Source organism: Rhizobium sp. NPDC090275 (genome assembly GCF_044772225.1).
GTDB lineage: Bacteria > Pseudomonadota > Alphaproteobacteria > Rhizobiales > Rhizobiaceae > Rhizobium.
Genome location: NZ_JBIVYL010000006.1, coordinates 313,470 through 331,361, shown reverse-complemented (window position 1 = coordinate 331,361; position 17,892 = coordinate 313,470). Strand labels below are relative to the sequence as shown.

Annotated in this window: 16 protein-coding genes; 6 read left to right on the top strand and 10 right to left on the bottom strand. The window is 57.5% G+C overall.

The genetic code is table 11. The features are described from left to right. Positions 1 to 633 precede the first annotated feature (633 nt). Genes ACIQUB_RS17765 through ACIQUB_RS17755 form a run of 3 tightly spaced genes read left to right on the top strand, consistent with a single transcriptional unit; the run spans position 634 to position 3,729 of the window. Complete coding sequence (locus ACIQUB_RS17765) at positions 634 to 1,686, top strand: type III polyketide synthase (protein ID WP_402931059.1); 1,053 nt, start codon at positions 634 to 636, stop codon at positions 1,684 to 1,686. Then, positions 1,683 to 2,180 carry an isoprenylcysteine carboxyl methyltransferase family protein gene (locus tag ACIQUB_RS17760; protein WP_402931057.1) on the top strand — a complete coding sequence of 166 codons (498 nt, stop codon included), beginning with the start codon at positions 1,683 to 1,685 and terminating at the stop codon, positions 2,178 to 2,180. Before ACIQUB_RS17765 ends, ACIQUB_RS17760 begins: the two co-directional genes overlap by 4 nt. After that, positions 2,173 to 3,729: a DHA2 family efflux MFS transporter permease subunit gene (locus ACIQUB_RS17755; RefSeq protein WP_402931055.1), complete on the top strand. Its 1,557-nt coding sequence runs from the start codon at positions 2,173 to 2,175 to the stop codon at positions 3,727 to 3,729. The genes ACIQUB_RS17760 and ACIQUB_RS17755 overlap by 8 nt, the downstream gene beginning before the upstream one ends. 42 nt (positions 3,730 to 3,771) lie before the next feature. Here ACIQUB_RS17755 and ACIQUB_RS17750 read toward each other — a convergent pair whose 3' ends face one another. The 3 genes from ACIQUB_RS17750 to ACIQUB_RS17740 form a co-directional block, all read right to left on the bottom strand. After that, positions 3,772 to 4,440: a hypothetical protein gene (locus tag ACIQUB_RS17750; RefSeq protein ID WP_402931053.1), complete on the bottom strand. Its 669-nt coding sequence runs from the start codon at positions 4,438 to 4,440 to the stop codon at positions 3,772 to 3,774. Positions 4,441 to 4,693: 253 nt separating this feature from the next. Further along, on the bottom strand, positions 4,694 to 5,011 hold the full coding sequence (locus ACIQUB_RS17745; RefSeq protein ID WP_402931051.1) for a hypothetical protein: 318 nt from the start codon (positions 5,009 to 5,011) through the stop codon (positions 4,694 to 4,696). A 358-nt stretch (positions 5,012 to 5,369) separates the two neighbouring features. Beyond that, complete coding sequence (locus ACIQUB_RS17740; RefSeq protein ID WP_402931049.1) at positions 5,370 to 5,639, bottom strand: BON domain-containing protein; 270 nt, start codon at positions 5,637 to 5,639, stop codon at positions 5,370 to 5,372. 474 nt (positions 5,640 to 6,113) lie between these two features. Here ACIQUB_RS17740 and ACIQUB_RS17735 point away from each other — a divergent pair, with 474 nt between their 5' ends. The 3 genes from ACIQUB_RS17735 to ACIQUB_RS17725 all read left to right on the top strand — a co-directional run bounded on the left by ACIQUB_RS17735 (position 6,114) and on the right by ACIQUB_RS17725 (position 8,695). Continuing rightward, complete coding sequence (locus ACIQUB_RS17735; protein WP_402931047.1) at positions 6,114 to 6,338, top strand: hypothetical protein; 225 nt, start codon at positions 6,114 to 6,116, stop codon at positions 6,336 to 6,338. 345 nt (positions 6,339 to 6,683) lie between these two features. Continuing rightward, positions 6,684 to 8,078 carry a sensor histidine kinase gene (locus tag ACIQUB_RS17730; protein WP_402931215.1) on the top strand — a complete coding sequence of 465 codons (1,395 nt, stop codon included), beginning with the start codon at positions 6,684 to 6,686 and terminating at the stop codon, positions 8,076 to 8,078. After that, positions 8,075 to 8,695, top strand: coding sequence for a response regulator (locus ACIQUB_RS17725; RefSeq protein WP_402931045.1), 621 nt, complete (start codon positions 8,075 to 8,077; stop codon positions 8,693 to 8,695). The genes ACIQUB_RS17730 and ACIQUB_RS17725 overlap by 4 nt, the downstream gene beginning before the upstream one ends. Positions 8,696 to 8,706: 11 nt before the next feature. Here the strand turns inward: ACIQUB_RS17725 and ACIQUB_RS17720 are convergent, their stop codons facing one another. The 7 genes from ACIQUB_RS17720 to ACIQUB_RS17690 form a co-directional block, all read right to left on the bottom strand. Continuing rightward, entirely contained in the window at positions 8,707 to 9,267 is a 561-nt protein-coding gene (locus ACIQUB_RS17720) for a hypothetical protein (RefSeq protein ID WP_402931214.1), read from the bottom strand. A 79-nt stretch (positions 9,268 to 9,346) separates the two neighbouring features. Further along, positions 9,347 to 9,649 (bottom strand): hypothetical protein, encoded by a 303-nt coding sequence (locus ACIQUB_RS17715; protein WP_018899594.1) that lies wholly within the window; start codon positions 9,647 to 9,649, stop codon positions 9,347 to 9,349. Positions 9,650 to 9,661: 12 nt separating this feature from the next. Next, positions 9,662 to 10,072 carry a response regulator gene (locus ACIQUB_RS17710; protein WP_402931042.1) on the bottom strand — a complete coding sequence of 137 codons (411 nt, stop codon included), beginning with the start codon at positions 10,070 to 10,072 and terminating at the stop codon, positions 9,662 to 9,664. A gap of 396 nt (positions 10,073 to 10,468) precedes the next feature. Next, positions 10,469 to 11,068, bottom strand: coding sequence for a BA14K family protein (locus ACIQUB_RS17705; RefSeq protein ID WP_402931040.1), 600 nt, complete (start codon positions 11,066 to 11,068; stop codon positions 10,469 to 10,471). A 103-nt stretch (positions 11,069 to 11,171) separates the two neighbouring features. Continuing rightward, positions 11,172 to 11,570: a DUF1236 domain-containing protein gene (locus tag ACIQUB_RS17700; RefSeq protein WP_402931038.1), complete on the bottom strand. Its 399-nt coding sequence runs from the start codon at positions 11,568 to 11,570 to the stop codon at positions 11,172 to 11,174. A gap of 1,000 nt (positions 11,571 to 12,570) precedes the next feature. Next, complete coding sequence (locus ACIQUB_RS17695) at positions 12,571 to 15,879, bottom strand: DEAD/DEAH box helicase (protein WP_402931036.1); 3,309 nt, start codon at positions 15,877 to 15,879, stop codon at positions 12,571 to 12,573. 604 nt (positions 15,880 to 16,483) lie between these two features. Beyond that, positions 16,484 to 17,494: a GlxA family transcriptional regulator gene (locus tag ACIQUB_RS17690; RefSeq protein ID WP_402931034.1), complete on the bottom strand. Its 1,011-nt coding sequence runs from the start codon at positions 17,492 to 17,494 to the stop codon at positions 16,484 to 16,486. Positions 17,495 to 17,892 lie beyond the last annotated feature (398 nt).

Sequence of the window (17,892 nt, the reverse complement as noted above, 5' to 3'; positions counted from 1 at the left end):
GCGCGAACACGAGTGCCGGCCCTTCACTCGACGGCCAGGACGAGACCCGCGCGGCGCTATAGGTCGACACGTAGCCTTTCTTCGTTTCCGGCATGTCTCTTCTTGGCAGGCTGACGCGACAGCCCGAGCGCTGGAGCGTGCCCATTGAAATGAAACCGCTTCTTGGCCTCAGTCATGATGGGGCGCGAATGTTCGGTAGCTGCAGTTGGCGCAGATCCTTGATCCCAAGGTCGTGGCATATCCACTCGAAGCTCCATGTCGCCATCGGCTCTGCCGCATTTGCGAGCCCTAAACTGGTTTTCGAGGTATTTGAGCCATTTGACGACCTGCTGGCGACCGGCAGTTGATTGTGCCGTCCAGCTGGCGTCTTTGCCTCGCATTCCAATCGACTGGTCAATCGTTTCACTCTATCAGAAGTCCATGAATTGACGAGCGACCCGCTCGGCAGCTCGTGGCGGGATTTCAGACCGTAGATCTTCTTTTGAGGGCGGCTGACTTGCGCTATTTGGTGCAGCTACTCAAGCCTTTGGCACAGTTCCTTATGTTTTGAAACTTTCCTCCCGCGGATGACGTTCCTGCTCTCGATGGCCAACAACGCGAAGCGTGGCCGAGAAGGATCGCCAAAGGACCACCATGCCCGCATCCGTTAAATTGGTCTCGATTGGAACCGCCCTGCCCCCGTACTTGATTGACCAGCGTGACGCCGCTCTTGCTTCACACAAGGCTTTCTCGTCTCGCTTTGGCGACTTCGAGCGCCTGGCCAAAGTCTTCGAGAGCTCGGGCATCAGCCGGCGCTACGGCGTGCGACCTATCGACTGGTACCTCAACACTTCAGGATGGCCAGCCAAAAACACGGCTTTCATCGAGGGTGCGAGCACACTTTTTGTTGATGCGGCAACCCGTGCGCTTGATGTTGCCCAGCTCGCCGCGTCCGATGTCGATACCGTTGTCACTGTCTCATCGACCGGCATCGCGACGCCCAGCCTGGAAGCGCGCGTCTTTGAGACGATGGGTTTTCGCGAGGACGTTGAGCGCGTGCCCGTGTTCGGCCTGGGTTGCGCGGGCGGCGTTTCGGGTTTGTCGATCGCGTCGCGACTGGCGGCGTCGCGACCCGGTTCTGTCGTGCTGCTCGTCGCCGTGGAGACCTGCACGCTCGCGTTCCGCTTGGATCAACTCACAAAGGCGAATATTGTCGCCACCGCACTTTTCGGCGACGGAGCCGCCGCTTGTATTGTCAAGGCAGGCGAATATGGACTAGCGGAAATAGAAATGAGCGGACAGCACCTTCCCCCCGACACCCTCGACATAATGGGATGGAGTGTCGACCCCGAAGGTCTCGGTGTGATTTTCGATCGCGCTATTCCGCCATTCGCACAAGGCAATCTTCGTCCGGCGATTAAGACCATCTTATCGAGGTCCAACCTTGCCTTGCATGATATCGATCGCTTTGCGTGTCATCCAGGCGGCGCAAAGGTGATCGATGCCCTGGAATCCGCGCTGAAACTCGATCGGGGAGCACTGGACCACGAACGGCAAGTTCTACGAGAGTACGGAAACATGTCATCGCCGACCGCTCTGTTCGTTCTTGAAAGGGTCATTGCGGCAGGTCAGCCGCAGCGCACATTGCTAACGGCCATGGGACCGGGTTTTACGCTAAGCTGCGTGTCGTTGAAGGCCATGGCATGACCTGGTCGTCTATGTTGTTATTGGCGGTCACCGTGGAGCGGGTCGGTGAACTCTGGTTCGCGCGACGCAACACCAAAGCTTTACTTTCAAAGGGTGGCCGGGAGATTGGCAAAGAACATTACAGCCTGATCGTCGCGCTTCATACGTTGTGGCTGTCCAGCCTTTGGGTTGTGGCATGGAATGTGCGGGTTCACCCTATTTGGCTCGGTGTGTTTGTGTGTCTGCAGGCATTGCGGTTTTGGACGCTTGCCACACTCGGGAAACGTTGGACGACACGCATTATCGTCGTTCCTGGCGAGACGCTGGTGGCTGCCGGTCCCTACCGCTTCATCCGCCATCCCAATTACCTGGTCGTCATCGGCGAGATCGCGGTCTTTCCACTCTGTCTTGGCCAACCGCTCCACGCGCTGGTATTCTCCATCGCCAACGCACTCGTTCTAACGGTCAGGATCAAGACCGAGAACGCGGCCCTTTCGGGATCTCGACATGTCTGACACCGCTGATCATTCGCCAGCACTTCGAACATTCGTTTCGGTGTGGATCGGATTTGTGGCGATGTGCGCGGGCATGTTCCTGGCGATCCTTGACGTCCAGGTAGTGGCGACATCGCTTCCGACTATACAGTCGGCGCTCGAAATCAATCCTGACAGGCTAAGCTGGATCCAGACCGCTTATCTGATCGCTGAGGTCGTCGCCATCCCGCTGACCGGTTTTTTCACCCGGTTGCTGACCATGCGCTGGTTGTTTGTAGGATCACTCATCGTTTTCGTCATCGCTTCCGCTGGATGCGCAGCTAGCGGCGAATTCGGCGAGCTCGTCACCTTTCGAGTTCTTCAGGGATTTTCCGGGGGAACGTTGATACCTTCGGTCTTTTCCGCAGTTTTCATCCTCTTCCCCAATAAGCGCCAAGCATTGGCGACGACGATCGCGGGCGTGCTTGCTGTTCTCGCACCCACTGTTGGCCCGATCGCAGGCGGGTGGTTGACCCATACTTATTCATGGCATTGGCTCTTCCTGATCAACCTCGCGCCGGGACTAGTCGCCGCCGCGGTGGCGTCGCGGACCCTGCCACTCCACAGGGTCGATCCGTCAGCACTTCGAGGCTTCGACTGGCTGTCCCTGCTATGCATGGCCGGCTGTCTCGCCGCCTTGGAAATCGGCCTGAAGGAAGCGCCGACAAACGGGTGGATTTCCCTTTACGTGATCGGCTGCTTGAGCTGCGCTTTCATCGCTGGATCGCTTTTCGCCTGGCGTTCCACAATGCGCTCGCGACCTCTCGTTGAGCTCGGCAACTTCGGGGACCGTAATTTTCTCGTTGGCTCGATCCTGAGCTTCGTTCTTGGTATCGGACTGTTCGGCTCGGTGTATCTCATGCCAGTCTTCCTGGCATTTGTCAGGGGACACGACGCCTTGGAAATCGGTATGGTCATGCTGGTCACGGGCATTGCTCAACTCGTCACCGCACCAATTGCTGTGGCGTTAGAAAAGAGAACCGACCCGCGCCTGTTGTCAGCATGCGGATTTGGCCTGTTTGCGGTTGGCCTCGCAATGAGTGCTTACCAAGATCCTCGATCTGATTATGATGCGATGTTTTGGCCGCAGATCGTTCGCGGCGTCGCTATCATGTTTTGCCTTTTGCCGCCCACTCGTCTGGCCCTCGGCACGCTACCGCCCAATCGTGTTCCAGATGCTAGCGGCCTTTTCAACTTGACGCGCAACCTCGGAGGCGCGATCGGGATCGCCTTGATAGACACGATCATCTACACCCGTTCCGAGGCCCTGGGACAAAAGCTTTGGAAGGGCCTAGAGAATGGCGACAAAAACATCGCCGATTTTATTGGAGCTCCAATTGACATCGTCACCGCGCATCAGTCCGGCGGGTTCGACGCGGAACAGACTGCCGTGCTCGATCCGCTCGTTCAGACCGCAGGAACTGTCCAGGCGATCAACGAGGCTTGGCTTCTCGTCGCTATTTTGACTGCCTGCGCGATCATCGCTGTTGCGTTCGCGCAGCGTGTTTCAACCGAAAACAACACCGCATAGCCAGTCTCGCTCGATGGTCATAGGCATCCACGCCTCTTTTGCTCAATTCGGGCGGCCAACGACGGGGACGGCATCCTCGACTGCCGATGTCGGCGTGAGTGTGGCTCTGATTTGATCGATCTTTCCCTCGGCCTCACCGACACCAAGGATAGACTTGGCCCTCTGGAGTGCGACGGAGCTGATCTCCCCAGTCGTCGTTGCCGATGCGAGCGCGTCTTGCAGCGCCTGGTCTCCGAGGATTGGATCATTCTCGGACGGCTCGATCCCGTTATCGAGTTCGTATTGGGCATAGGCAACGGCGTAAGCTGAGATCGCTTTCATTCGTGGATCAGACGTATGAAGATAGGCTTTGTAGTTGCGATTGAGAGAGTTCAATCCAGCTAGCTCGGCGGACGCCTTGCGTTCGTTCGTGGTTAAAGATGTCGCGCGCTCAGCCTTGCCGCCCCGCGAATGATCACTAGCCTCGCCCGACTTTCCTTTCGCGATATTGCCTCGCGATGGCGAGGTGCCGTGTGTAGAGCTCCCGGCCTGGCCACCGCTGTTGCCATGGTTTCCGCCTCCATTGCCGCCGCCGCCTCCATGGCCACCGCCATTACCCCCACCATTTCCGTCCTTCGCCATGGCAGTGCAAGCAAAGCCTGCAACAGCGAGCGGGACCACGCAGACAGCGAGCAATAGGGCAGTCATCGAAGCCAGAATGGTGATGCGCATCGTTTCCTCCAGGTGAGCCGCCAGCAGGACGTCTCATTACCATTCAAGATTGATTTCAACGCTAACGGATCATCGCTGATCATACATCGGACGGAGGTCTGATGTCGTGTGGAGGAACGAACGCCGATGACCTCGACCCGACTGCTGGCATTGCAGCGGGCCTTTGGTAATCGGCTTTCAAACACAAGACGCAATCGACGGCTACGTTGTTAGGTGCGCGGTGGCCACTGACAGAAGATAGCCTGGGGACACTCTAAGTTGGACGGTGTAGCGCGCGCATCCGAAAATGATAAAGCGTCAGGGCAATGGCGAATGCTGTGGCCCATCGCCAAGAGTGACGACCAGATGCTTGCTCTTCCTGGTTCGGCTGGTTAACACCACGGACGACATGGAGTTGTGCTCGAAGATCAGAGACCTCCTTGCGAAGCCAGGCGGCCTCTCGTTCAAGGTCTTTGAGATCGTCTTGAACGTGGCCAGCTGCCCCAATCGCCTCCGCATCATCGGAGATCTCACCGAGGTGCTCTTCGAGTTCAGCCCGGCTTTTGAAACCTCTTAATCGCGTATCTGTCATCGCTATCGTCCTTAGGTGATGTCATCAGAAAACGGAACGTGCGACCATGCAAAAAGATGCAGGATGTTATACTTTTGTCGGCCTCGCATAAGCCGGCAGCCTCACATTCCCGCCTCGCTTCCACTTAACGTAGAAGTCGACACGTGCACGCGTCAAACGCATCGGATTCTCCAAAGTGGATCGATCGCAATGGAGTGAGGTGTCAGCGTTGAAAGTTCTAAGTGCATTTAAAGTCACAACATTCCCAAGATCAGTTGTGCTTCATCTAAGCTTGGCGCCGCAACAGCAGCGATTTCTTTGCAGTCTGGCATTCGAGTTGACTGCTGCCATCGACGCTATAGGCAAAGAGACATTGGAGTTAGTGAGGATAGTGGCTCAACATTCGATCGTGAACGTTTCCAAATCCAACGACCATCGCGGCAATCGCAATCGCGCTGTCACGATGAGCCGTATTCGAGATGTAGCCCTCCAATATTACAACTGGCCCGATCATGTGAACCTTGATCGCGCTGCTGTCAATGTCAGGCTCTGCGGAAAGTGCCGCCCGAATAGTTGCAATCGTTGACGCCGAACCATGACCTTGCAAGCACCAATCTTCATGGGTGAAGCTATCGGAACCAAATTTCATCGAGGTAAACCTTTCAAGTCCTGCCTGTAGAACCAAGCTATGGATGTGGAGGTAATCTCTCAAAATTCCTTTGGTTCCTCCGGTAGGACTTAGGTCCCACTTGCGAGGTTCGCACGCACATCTGTAAGCTATTTTTACGTAAGCTATTTTATGCTCCCAAGACGGATCGGAGGTCGCTAATACGATGGCTGTTTTCCTCACATCCCGCGTAGTCTCTTCGGCAACGGGTGCAAACCGTGAAATACCGACCGCTATGACCACAGATGGACTTCAATCGCGAGTTGGGCATGTCGCATCGCTGCCCGACACGGCGGCAGGTGTTGGAGCGCTTTTTGAGGAGAGGCTCAGCGAGCCACGAGTAACTGGGGCATCAAGCCGGTGCCGTCTTGCTCGAGGTCTTTGTGGGTATCGGATACGAGAAGTGGTCACGCTCAAGTTTTCTGATATCTTACCGCAATTGTGTGTGGAGTAGGCATGATGAAGAGTCTGGTACCAGGCTGCTTTTACTGGGCGCGATCAGCAAGCCATACCTCCGGCCAGACGACGATCGTCCAAGTCTCGACGGTTTTCGGCGAAGATCGTGATTTTTGGACCTTGGCCGTTCTTGGGTCCGATCAACACCACATGATTGGGGACTTCGAAATTATCTCTATCGTCGAACCCTTGGACAGCCTACAAATGAACCAAGCCGCAGAGTAGCGAAATCATCGCCTCATGAAACCAGAAGCGTGCTCGCCTAGGCGTCGATGATGCGTCGCTCGTGTCGCCTATCTGTTGCCCAGAACGATCTTGGAGTTGTCCCGTTTCACCGTGACCGTCACTCTTGTGTCACCCCTTGCATCGCTTTGATCGAAGGCACACCTGCAGAGCGCCTTTTGCACTGCGGATCGACGATCGGCAAATCCGTTAGCGCGCAGCGTACGTCGTCTCCCCCTCGGCAAGCGAACACCGCGCACCTTCGTCCATGGAACCCCCCGTTGTGCAGGGCTGGAAAAGATCCAAATGAGCATTAGGTATCGGGGATCTCATTACAACTGGTTGATCATGAACTGGATTTCCCGCTGGACGGCCCGCTCTCTCGCGCTGCGATTTGTCGTGGTTGGCGGCCTAGTGAGTTTGGCGGCGATGTTTATCGTCGGCTATCTGGTGTCGAAGGTAATCGAAGATGCCGTGATCCATAATTCGGGAGCCGCGACCGCGCTTTATGTCGACAGTGTCGTTGCTCCGCTCCTTCCCGACATGCAGAAGGCTGCGCCGCTCGACGAGGCGAGCGCGCTGGCGCTCGATGAAACGCTTGAGCAAGGAGCGCTTGTAAAGCGATTGGTGTCGTTCAAACTATGGCGCAGCGACGGGACAATTCTATACTCCAACGATAAGGCGCTTGTCGGAAAACAGTTTGCGGTCAACGACAAGCTTCGCCAGGCATTTGCGGGAACGCTGGTTGCGCGCTACGAGATCGCCGACGATCCGGAAAGCACCGCCGAACGTTCTCTCGGTAAGCCACTGATGGAGATCTACAATCCAGTGCTCCAGCCATGGTCCGGCCAGGCCGTGGCGGTCCTGGAATTTTACGAGACCGCCGAAGGACTTGCCGAGAGCCTAACGCAGGCACGACTGTGGAGCTGGTTCGCGGTCGCAGGTCTCACCTCCGTGTTTTTTGCCGTCTTGTCAGCACTGGTTTTTCGCGGGAGCCAAACAATCCAGGAACAGCAGAGGGATCTCACAAGACGCGTTGCGGAACTCTCCACGTTGCTCGCTGAGAACAAGGGGCTGCAGGTCCGGCTCCAGCGTGCATCCCAACGCGCTGCATCCTTGAACGAGACCTATCTGCGCAGCATCGGCGCCGACCTCCATGATGGCCCCGCACAGCACATCGCCTATGCTTCCCTGCGGCTCGATAGCGAATTGCTGATCAGTGCCGAAACTCAGCCCGAGGAGCGTGAGAAGGAACTGTCCTGGATCCGCTCCAGCCTGGCCGAGGCGATGACAGAGATCAGAAACATCTGCAAGGGACTGGTGCTTCCCGAGATCGAAAAGGCATCTTTTGCCGAAATCGTTAACCGTGTCACCGAAGCTCATCAAATGAGAACAGCCACGACCGTCAACACGGTAATCGAGCAGGATGGATCGGAGCCGGTGGCGGCGGTCAAGATCTGTATCTACCGGTTCATTCAGGAGGCCTTGAACAATGCCCATCGCCACGGCGGCGGCATCCAGCAGGCTGTTTGGGCCGCCCTTCATCGCGGGCATGTCACGATCACGGTCAGTGATCGCGGCGAGGGCTTCGATCCGAACCATGTCAGGCCATCAAGCCTAGGGCTTGTCGGGCTCCGCGAGCGGGTCGATAGTCTTGGCGGAACGTTTGAAGTGAAGACCGGGGACAAGGGCACGATCCTGACGATGACCTTCGAACCGATGGAAACGGGAGAGCAGAGATGACGTCCATTACTGTTGGGATCGTGGATGACCATCCATTGTTTCGCGAAGGTGTGACGCGCAGCCTTTCCGAAATCAAGGACTTCCTGGTGGTGGGAGAAGGTGCCACCTGTGACGACGCGGCGATGATTGCGGCCGACAAGCATCCTGATGTCATGCTGGTCGACGTGTCCATGCCAGGCGGGGGCTTGAGCGCAATCGGTGAAATCTTGCAACACAGCCCATCGACAAAGGTGTTAATGCTGACCGCTTCCGAGGAGATCGACACGTTGCTGGGCGCGCTCCAAAGGGGCGCGATGGGATATGTTCTGAAGGGCATCGGCTCCAGGGGGCTTGCGGAGGCGATCAGAACGATCCTCAAGGGCACCCGCTATGTGTCTCCAGCTATGTCCGCGAAAGTGGTGGATGTGTCGCTGGAAAAGGAGCCGTCCAAGAACAGCCTGACGCCGCGCGAACGGGAGGTCATGGACCTTGTAGGCGAAGGCCTCTCTAACAAGCATATCGCGCTACGGCTTGATCTGCAGGAAAAGACCGTCAAGCATCACATGACGCAAATCCTGACGAAATTGGGCGTTTCCAATCGAACCGAGGCGGCCCTGCGTTGGCGTGGGAAGGGTTAGGTCTTCAAATCCTAGCGAACAAACCGGTTCAGCCGCCGAACATCGTTGGATGTCGCCCGCCTGTCGACGATGGTGCGGCCCTTTGAATCCCGCATGATGTAGCGGCCGCGGCGCAGCGTTTCGGTTATGCCATTTCCGTGGCGGACATCGAGGCTGCCATCGCTATCTTGCGTGGCCTGAACGCCCGAAGCAGGCGATGCGGAGGAAGATGACGGCGAAGAGCTACCGCCTCTAGCGGAGTTAGCGCTTGCGCCTCCGTTGCCATTGCTGTTTCCGTTACCACCCGAATTGCTGGAACTGTTGCCGGCACTGCCCGCGCCGTTACCGTTGCTTGAACCGCCGCCGTTCCCGTTGCTGGCACCATTTCCATTGTTGCCGCCGTTGCCATTACCACCGCCATTGCCGTTACCTCCGCCATTGCCGTTGCCGTTATTGCCATCCTTCGCCTTGGCGGCATTCATCGTCGGCGCGGGAAACGTCCCCAAACTCAGCGTCAGTGGCATCGCCGAGATAGCAAGGGCGACAGTCGCTCCGCATCCCAATTTCAACAGGCAGCGCCTTGAAAGCATGATTGCGTCCTTTCCGGCCTTGTGCCTCTCTCTACGCAGGTGACGGCGCGTGGATCGACGCTACACCGAAATATTGCGACGTTTATTCGACCTCTAGGTGATCTGGCCGCTGCGTGTAACGAAATTCCACCACCTGCCGCATCTGTGCCAGCCGAAGCTCAAGCGCGGTTCTGTCCATTGAGGGGGCGAGTTTGGCGAGTTCTTCGGCCAGAATGTCCATCTCGCGAAGTAAGAACTTAACGTCGAAGCCGCGCCCACGTTCGGCGGCGCTTGCGTTGGAACGACGTAAGTTGCTATGTGACCGAACGGAGTGCGCCGGGATAATCTCGGCGGTTCGCTGCCCATCGGCGCCGCCGTTGGAGCGGCTGGCTTGAATGTTTGTCACGAAGTGCTCCTGTCAGTGCTGTATTGGTTTAAATGCGTTATTGGTTGGTTCATCGGGCGCAAGCTGTTGCCGCACACGACGACTTCGCCACGCCGCCGCCTTACGTAGGCCGTCGACAACGCCTGCAGCGCTCGGCGGTTTGACGACGACGTGCACGCCCTCCTTGTCGGAAATAAGGTCCGGATTTCCCGTGAGATAGACAATGCCAACGTCGAAGCGCTCGGCCAGTTGCGCGGCAATATCCGGCCCTGTCAGTCCATCGGCAAGGCGCACATCTAGGACTGCGATATCCGTCTCGCGCGCCAGTTCCATTGCCTCGGCTGTGTTACGGGCAATCCCCGCGATCTCGAAGCCTTCGGCAATGGCGATATCTTCGACCGTCAGCGCAAAGGCCGGCTCATCTTCAACAATCAGGACACGCATGATCGCTCCTATCGGATCGTCGGCGAAAACTTTCGACGTTCGGGGCCCCGTGCAAAAACCGCGCGCAGCTTCTCAAGCTCAATTGGCACAGGCTTGAATTCCTCATCACCCACGGCACAGCTGGACAGGGTCCAAGCTCGCGCGATGGGTGGGTGGGTGACCTATGCTTTTGGCCTCCGGGCGCGCCACTCCCCTGTCACTGTGGATGTCCCACAAGGCAACGACGAGACACCCGTCCCAGTCGCTCAACATCACGCCCTGACCTTTGCGCGCCGTTTCGGACTTGCCAAATCTTGGCCATCATCTTTAGCGGTTTGAACCTTGCTCCTGTCATGTCAACCAAGCCTATCACAACGTAGACGCTTGCAACACGGGCTTTGGTCCAAACTGGCTCGACTATTCGCTCGACGCGAGAGTCTGGCCGCCTGCTGGCGGCGTGCATTTCACGCGAGGTCCATTGTAGGGCTGATAGGTATTATCTTCCGCTCGATAGGATTTATAACGACTTGCGCACCAAGTTGCCTCACCGGTCAGCGGGCCGGCGGCGACGGGCGGCGTGTAAGTCACAACGTCGGCATTATTCTTAAAGGGGGACTGACAGACGCGAACCTGACCCTGGAATGTTCGATACGTGTTGGTCGCCGGATCAAAAGATCGGTAGCGCGACGAACACCAGTTCAAATGTTCCGGTGACATTGCACTCGGCGCCGGTAAGCTATCGGCGACAGGGTGCGCCGCAACAACGACCGGCGGCCTTGACGGAGCTCTGTGGATTTCCGCCACCGCATAAGTCGAAAGTGCAGGAGGTAAACGCTCGTAGGCTTGGTTCGTGGGATTGACGCGCGTGGGCTGTTCGGTCCAAAGGGTCGTATCGCCTTGCCCGCGCAAACCTTGCTCAGTGCTTTCGGCCATACCGATGGATGCCACCGACGCAGCGAGGGTGACGGTACCCAAGACCGTGACAATTCCAAACGCGACGCTTGCGAGCCCATTCATCATATCATCCGTTGCTATTTACTATGCTTTTTCGACGCCTTTGCGGCGGTGTTAGCCTGATTGGGCGGCACCGCGTTGCGCCGCGCCGCCCTGCCAAGCCTAATCAATTGATAACTTGGATAACCTTGCGGGACGAAGGCTCGATGATGACGCGCTCGTTGTTGACGATCGCATAGCCATACTTCGGATTTTCGGGGACCGGCGTGACGACGACGGTCTCCGGCAATGCATGGCCGACGACCACCTTTTCCTGCACGACGACCGGCGCTGCCGGAGCAGGCGCTTCGCGGACATAGGTAACGACCTTTGCCGGCGGCGGATCGATGATGGTTCCGACCACGGCGCCCGTAACGCCACCCACGGCCGCACCAACGGGACCACCAACGATGGCACCGGTAACCGCTCCGCCAGCCGCGCCGTTAACGGTTCCCGACTGGGCCATGGCCACGCCGGACATAAGTGCAATGGCCGCGATTGCGGTCGCTGTCAGTTTGTAAATCATCTTGATCTCCTTTAACGATGCTTTCTCGCAGCCAGAAAACGACTCAACCTGCTGGGAGTTCCCTGGTCGGACCTAGGTCGGAGACATTTCAGACCTTGGTCTGAAGTGACGTCGGACCTGATCTTTCGGTCCCCGTCATGCGCTCCGACCGCAAATCGCCGTCTGAAAAAGCCGGCTATCGCGAGGGTCACACAATTAGAACGCTGCTCAAGATGACATAACGAGCATGATCTAATCCGCCCCCGATGACACTTTTTTAAAGGGGCAAGTTTGGATGCTCATTCGCGCCGTTAAGGGCGGCGCATTGTGCTTCACGTCTAAGCTACACGATTAGCGCACAACAGAGGCGCTATCGCTACCTGATCCGACCGCGCCGCGTGACAACATATTAGCAGCAGCAACCACGCGGGTTGCGAACTCAACCACGAGTGCATAGCCGATGAAGCCTTGCGCGTCACAAACCTTCTCGCGCCCCTACCACCTACGTGAGAGCCCAGATCCGACATCGACGACGCGCCGGATCATTGCACCCCCTGGCACCAGAGGCAGCTTCTAATGAGGAGGGTCGCAGTCACACAGGTGGAGGTTCGGAAAGGCAGCCCGCAAGCATCAATTTCGGCCAGCGCTTGGCTTAAAATCGACCATCTCGTCGAGGCGTAGCGGTGAACCTCTTGTCACCGACATCATCACCTTCGTCTTATCCTCATGACGATTGCCGATGTTGGACCGATTTCGAGAGGCGCGAAAGCAATCTGCCGGCGCGCAGGCTTAAGCTCTTGGCTTCATTTGGTAGATCAACGAAGCAGATGAGAGAGAACCCGCGCGTCCGTTGAATTGCATCAAGGCGCCAACAGCCTGGTGCGGCACGCCAAGCGAAACTATCGCAAAGAAGGGTCGACCGCAGGTCCCAGTGTGTTCCCACGCGCTGAAATCATTGATGCAAGCTGTCGGATGAAACGGCTCGAACCGCCTAATAGCGTTTCTCCGACCAGACTATCATTCACGAGTGGATACCTAACAGCCTCTCGATGAATTCGATCCCTTCGGTACTGCCCGTCGCCTCGCCCTCGAAAACCAGTCTCTCGTTTTTATGCAGGCCGCCCATGCCGACGAATTTTGCTATTGTCTTGGCGGACACCCTTGGTGTTAGCGACAATGCAAGAGCTTTTGGCCCAGCGTCAAGTTGCGAAATGCCGATGCGACCGGCCGTAATTTTGACCCTGGCCAGTCTCAACAAGGTGACGACCTCCATCGGAGGCTGACCAAACCGGTCGTCGAACTCCTCTTCTAGATTATCGACTTCTTTCACCGACGCAGCGCGCAACAGCCTCGCGTGCAGATCGAGGCGAACCTCTGGATCAGAAATGTAATCACTGGGAATCCCGCCTGACACTCCGATATTGAGCGTTGCCCGGTCTGTGTCAGCAGTTTCCTTCCCATTGACCGTCGCCAGGGCGGCCTCGAGGAGCCTATGATAAAGGCCGGTTCCGATCACCCGCATATGCCCTGTCTGTTCTTCGCCTGCGATATCCCCACTGCCGCGTAAGTCAAGATCACGCAGACTGATGTCGAGCCCTGAACCCAAACGATCATTCTCAACCAGCGTGGTCAGCCGTAAGCGTGCCTCCTGCGACAGCTCTTCAATCGTTTCGGCCAGGAGATGGACGATACCCTGGACCCTCGTCCTGCCGACCCTGCCCCGCAATTGGTGCAATTGCGCGAGGCCTAGCTTTTCGGCATTCCAGATAAACATCGTATTGGCGCGGGGCACATCGAGACCGTTTTCGATAATGTTGGTCGACAGCAAAATGTCGCCCTCTCCATCCGCGAAGCCGACCATGGCTTCATCGATGTCGGCCGCCGGCATCTTTCCATGCGCGATCAGGACTTTTAACTCGGGAACGATCTCCTGGAGAACATCTGCCACGTCCGGGATATCCTCGATCCTGGGAACGACAACGAAACTCTGACCTGCGCGCCTAAACTCGCGCATCAACGCAATGCGCATTGTGGCGCGGTCAACAGTAGCTAGGGACGTCCTGACGGGTCGGCGCCTGGAAGGCGCAGTTGCGAGGACGTCGACGTCATGAAGGCCGACCATAGCTGACAGCAATGTCCGCGGGATTGGGGTCGCGGACATTGTAAGCGTGTGGAGGGAGGGCGCTAATGAGCTCATGGCCTGTTTATCCTTGAGGCCGAACCGGTGTTCCTCGTCAACGACAAGGAGCCCCAAGCGCGAAAAGGTCACATCCTTTGCCAAAATGGCGTGGGTGGCTATGACGATCCCAATATCACCGTCGGCGAGCCCGGCTTTGACTTTCTTGGCCGCCGCGGGTTTTACGAGACGCGACAACATTGCCACTTTGACTGGCGACCCCGCGAACCGTCGCTCGAATGTCATCAGATGTTGACGCGCGAGCACGGTGGTGGGGACGATCACGACGACCTGCCCTCCTGAAAGTGCTACCGCCGCAGCAGCTCTTAATGCCACTTCCGTCTTGCCGAAGCCAACATCGCCGCAAATAAGGCGGTTCATCGCTCTTCCGGAACTGAGGTCCGAGAGAACCGATCGTATGGCAGCGCTCTGATCAGCGGTCGCGGGATAGGGAAAGCGCCGCACGAAAGCGCCGTAGGTCGCGCGAGGGGGGACAAAAATGTCGGCCTTCGATGCTTTGCGTGCCTCAGCTAAGGCAGTTATATGAATGGCAGTCGAGCGGATATCGGCAGCGATCTTTGCCCGCTTTTTGTGCCATGCATCGGTATGAAGACGGTCAAGGGTCACGGCGTCAGGCTCTGCACCGTATCGCCACAGCCGGTCGAACTCATCGAACGGTACGAGCAACGATGCCCCATCACGATACTCAAGTCGCGCGGCATCGCGACAGGTGCCGTCGATCGTGATCGTTTCGAGCTCTGTCAGCACACCGACACCGTGCTCCTCATGGACGACGACATCGCCAATCCGCAGTTCGGGTTCAGCAAGCAGATCAGTCGATCGGGCAGTCAGCCCCGACTTGTGTCCCGAGCTGATCAGCACAATATTTGCATCGACATCGACAAAACCTTCGTCGATCTCCCCGTCGATCCTGAAGAGGCCAGAGTTCGAGCGCTCAATCTCCACCCAGTCCATCGCGCTCGATACCTCAATCTTCGCGACGCGCCGCAGGCGGTTACAGAAGGCGTCATGAGAACGGCCGCGGCCCGCCACGACGACCTTTCGTCCATTCCTTAGACAATCCGGTACCATGTCTATCAAAGCCTTACGTTGGTCAGACGCTTCGTCGAACGAGGCAAGTGCGCGGGGTGCGGTTGAGCCGATGTCGAGTGTTTCAGCCTTGCAGCAAACTGCCTGCCATTCGTCGCTGCTAAGGTAAATCGATCGCGGTGAAGATGCTTCCGTAGCGCGCAACGTCCGGTGGGCGTGGCGCGCGTCGTCGATAATATCATGATATTGGTCAGCGCGATCATCAAACCCAGGCTCGAACAGCAGCCGGGCATCGCCGAGCAGGTCGAAGACCGCCGGCATCTGGTCGTAACGTCGAAGAAGTCGGCGCTCCATCCCATCGGATGGCTCGTCTACAACCTTACCCCCTCTGTCGGGAATAGCTTCAGACGCTGGACCGAGTATGAGTGTTTCAAGCAGTTTGTCTGTCCGCTGCGTCTCGGGGTCATATGACCGCAGCTCGCTCACATGTAGATCTTTCGATAATACGATACGCATCGGAAAGGTCGCGCCGGCGGGAAAGATGTCGATCACCTCGTCTCGGACCGCAACTTCGCCTGGATCGTCCGCGACCCCTTCTTCCAGATAGCCTGTTCTTTCGACAAAGGCTTTGAAGGCCGCGCGGTTAAGTCGTTGACCGACACGCAGTTCGAGCCTGCTACCGCGGATGGTGTCTAAAGGAGGTACGCGCTGGAGTATCGCATCGAGCGATGTCAGGATAAGTCGCGGCGCCTGCGATGGTTCAGCCCAAACCCTAAGCGCGTCCATTCGCCGCCCCATACACTGCCGGGTCGGTGGTACGCGATCGTAGGGGAGGCAATCCCATGGTGGAAAGACAATCAAATTCAAGTTGGGGAAGAGTGACAGGATCGATCTTGCAATGGCCTCGAGCGCCTCTTCGCCAAGCGCGACATAACAAAGAGAGGTCGTCGATTTGCGAAGGACGTCAGCAAGGCGGGTGGCGACAAACGCCGCGGGCAGTCGTTCCGAAAATGTGTTTGTGTCGACAGGTTTTGTTTCTGATGCGTGGTTTTCTGTGCTGTACTCGCTAACGCGCAACTCGATCCCGCCCTCGTTTCCGGACATCACTCCCGGTAAAAGTCTCCGGCGACGTGCCGTGTTGGCGAAACTGCGGTGATAGCCACTTGTTCCGTTCCGCCTGCAATGAGTGAGCGGGTTTTTCATGTGCTCGTGCGCTCACACTAGAAGCGGGTTACCTTCTACCGCCCGCCACGCGACATTTCCGGCAATACGGCTCTTCTCGCCAGGGCGTTCGTTGGCTCGCGCGCGAAGCGGAGCAAGTGCCCGTTTAAAACGGCGGCAGTCGATATTGCCTCCAGGATGCAACGTCTTCAGGTGCTCGCCCAAGAATTTGTCAGGAGGTGCAGTGGCGATATGTCGTACTGATCGTGCGCGAAAGCCTCGCGCCGGCTCGCTTCCATCGTTTGCTCACAAGGCCGCAGGTTCCATCGAAGCTTCGCTGAGGCTGGTGGCAAGCCTATGGCCGTCGGCGCCTGTGCCGGTCGCATTCCCGCCCCGGCTGCGCTACGATAGCCGTTGCACGGTCGATCAAAGCATATCGGCGATCCCCGAACCCATCGGCGCAGGAGAGCTCACGTCTCGAACCCGCTCGCCCGTGACGGAACTGACAGGATAGCGACAAGCTGCCTGATGGTTCCAACGGGTTGCATCAGCTTACTGCGAGCAGAGCGGCTCGTACGCGCGATGGCGTCTGTCCGAATTCTCGCTTGAAAGAGTGGGTGAACTGCGAAGCCGTGCGAAAACCTACATCCATCGCGATGTCGATCATCGGCAACTTTGTCTGCGCAAGAAGCACCTTGGCTCGTTCAAGGCGAACTTTGGCATAGGCGCGTGCCGGTGACATGCCTGCTTCTTTCTCAAAAATACGCTCAAGCTGCCTGCGCGTAACACCCACAGATGCAGCGAGTTGCGCTATCGAAATATCGCTGTCAAGATGCTGCTCCATCATGATCAACACCGCTCTCAAGCGCGTATCCTTGTATTCCTCGTAAAGTGGCCGCCGTGGTTGCACCTCCAGGTGGGAGCGGGCTTTCTCGATCTGCAGCACCTCAAGAGCATTTCTTTCTGCTTCGCGGCCGATATGGCGGCGCACAAGGGCTGCGGCCATATCGGCGGCGCTGCTGCCTCCGGCGCACGAACCCCGACGCCGATCAAGATTGAAAATCCTGTCCGACCTAACCGACAACTCGGGAAACCGATCCCGGAAGGCTTTTGCATGAAGCCAGCTAACGCAGACGTCGTGGTTCTTCATCATCCCAGCCTCGGCAAGAATGAAAGTGCCTGTGCAAACCCCGAGCAGAGGAATCTTCTTGGTGTCAGCGAGTTTAAGGAACGCCACGGTATCACGATCGACAGGTTCCTGCCTGTTGAGCAACCCGCCCACCACGACGATATAGTCGAACCGGCCTGGATCGACGAAGTCCGATGTCGGCGCAACCTGCACGCCGCAACTCGATGTAATCAGGTGACGGGTGCTGCCAAGCACCTGCCAGTCGGCCCTCACCCTTCCCGACCGATCATGCTCGTCGCTTGCGAGACGCAGCGTATCGACGAACATCGCAAAGGCCGAAAGCGTGAATGACCGCGCGAGAACGAAGCCGACCTTAAGCCGGGTGCTTTGGTCCGCGGCACCTCCGTCTTTATAGTGTTCCGGACGCATCACATTGCTCCTTTAAAGCACACCTGCCCGCCTATCGTATCGCCACTTCGCTATCAGCGTCATGACCGTGCTAAGTTCTAGCAGACGACGCCTTAACCGGTCCAGCAGAAGGGTAATGTCGCCAACCTCTAGGCCGGCCCGAAGGCCGAACTCCATCTCCACTCGCCTCAGGCCGCGGTTTACCTAAGCCCGCGCCAAGCCTCCGCTCCGACAAGGCCTACAAGCACCACCAAGGCGAGCGATAGCGACATGCGCTAGCTGAGCCCAAGGAGCAGTGTCTGTTTGGTCAAAGAGACGGGGATCATAACCGGCGATGGCCCGGGAACGGGCTCTTCTAACCACTAATCGATCACAAAGAGCCTCATTGCCTGACGTTTGCACCATCCATAAATCGATCA

Bases quoted from the DNA above. Each gene is read 5' to 3' on its own strand.
- ACIQUB_RS17690 (WP_402931034.1), bottom strand. From the start codon at position 17,494: ATGCGTCCGGAACACTATAAAGACGGAGGTGCCGCGGACCAAAGCACC.
- ACIQUB_RS17740 (WP_402931049.1), bottom strand. From the start codon at position 5,639: ATGAAATTTGGTTCCGATAGCTTCACCCATGAAGATTGGTGCTTGCAA.
- ACIQUB_RS17750 (WP_402931053.1), bottom strand. From the start codon at position 4,440: ATGCGCATCACCATTCTGGCTTCGATGACTGCCCTATTGCTCGCTGTC.
- ACIQUB_RS17760 (WP_402931057.1), top strand. From the start codon at position 1,683: ATGACCTGGTCGTCTATGTTGTTATTGGCGGTCACCGTGGAGCGGGTC.
- ACIQUB_RS17735 (WP_402931047.1), top strand. From the start codon at position 6,114: ATGATGAAGAGTCTGGTACCAGGCTGCTTTTACTGGGCGCGATCAGCA.
- ACIQUB_RS17730 (WP_402931215.1), top strand. From the start codon at position 6,684: ATGAACTGGATTTCCCGCTGGACGGCCCGCTCTCTCGCGCTGCGATTT.
- ACIQUB_RS17725 (WP_402931045.1), top strand. From the start codon at position 8,075: ATGACGTCCATTACTGTTGGGATCGTGGATGACCATCCATTGTTTCGC.
- ACIQUB_RS17700 (WP_402931038.1), bottom strand. From the start codon at position 11,570: ATGATTTACAAACTGACAGCGACCGCAATCGCGGCCATTGCACTTATG.
- ACIQUB_RS17705 (WP_402931040.1), bottom strand. From the start codon at position 11,068: ATGAATGGGCTCGCAAGCGTCGCGTTTGGAATTGTCACGGTCTTGGGT.
- ACIQUB_RS17765 (WP_402931059.1), top strand. From the start codon at position 634: ATGCCCGCATCCGTTAAATTGGTCTCGATTGGAACCGCCCTGCCCCCG.
- ACIQUB_RS17745 (WP_402931051.1), bottom strand. From the start codon at position 5,011: ATGACAGATACGCGATTAAGAGGTTTCAAAAGCCGGGCTGAACTCGAA.
- ACIQUB_RS17710 (WP_402931042.1), bottom strand. From the start codon at position 10,072: ATGCGTGTCCTGATTGTTGAAGATGAGCCGGCCTTTGCGCTGACGGTC.
- ACIQUB_RS17695 (WP_402931036.1), bottom strand. From the start codon at position 15,879: ATGTCCGGAAACGAGGGCGGGATCGAGTTGCGCGTTAGCGAGTACAGC.
- ACIQUB_RS17755 (WP_402931055.1), top strand. From the start codon at position 2,173: ATGTCTGACACCGCTGATCATTCGCCAGCACTTCGAACATTCGTTTCG.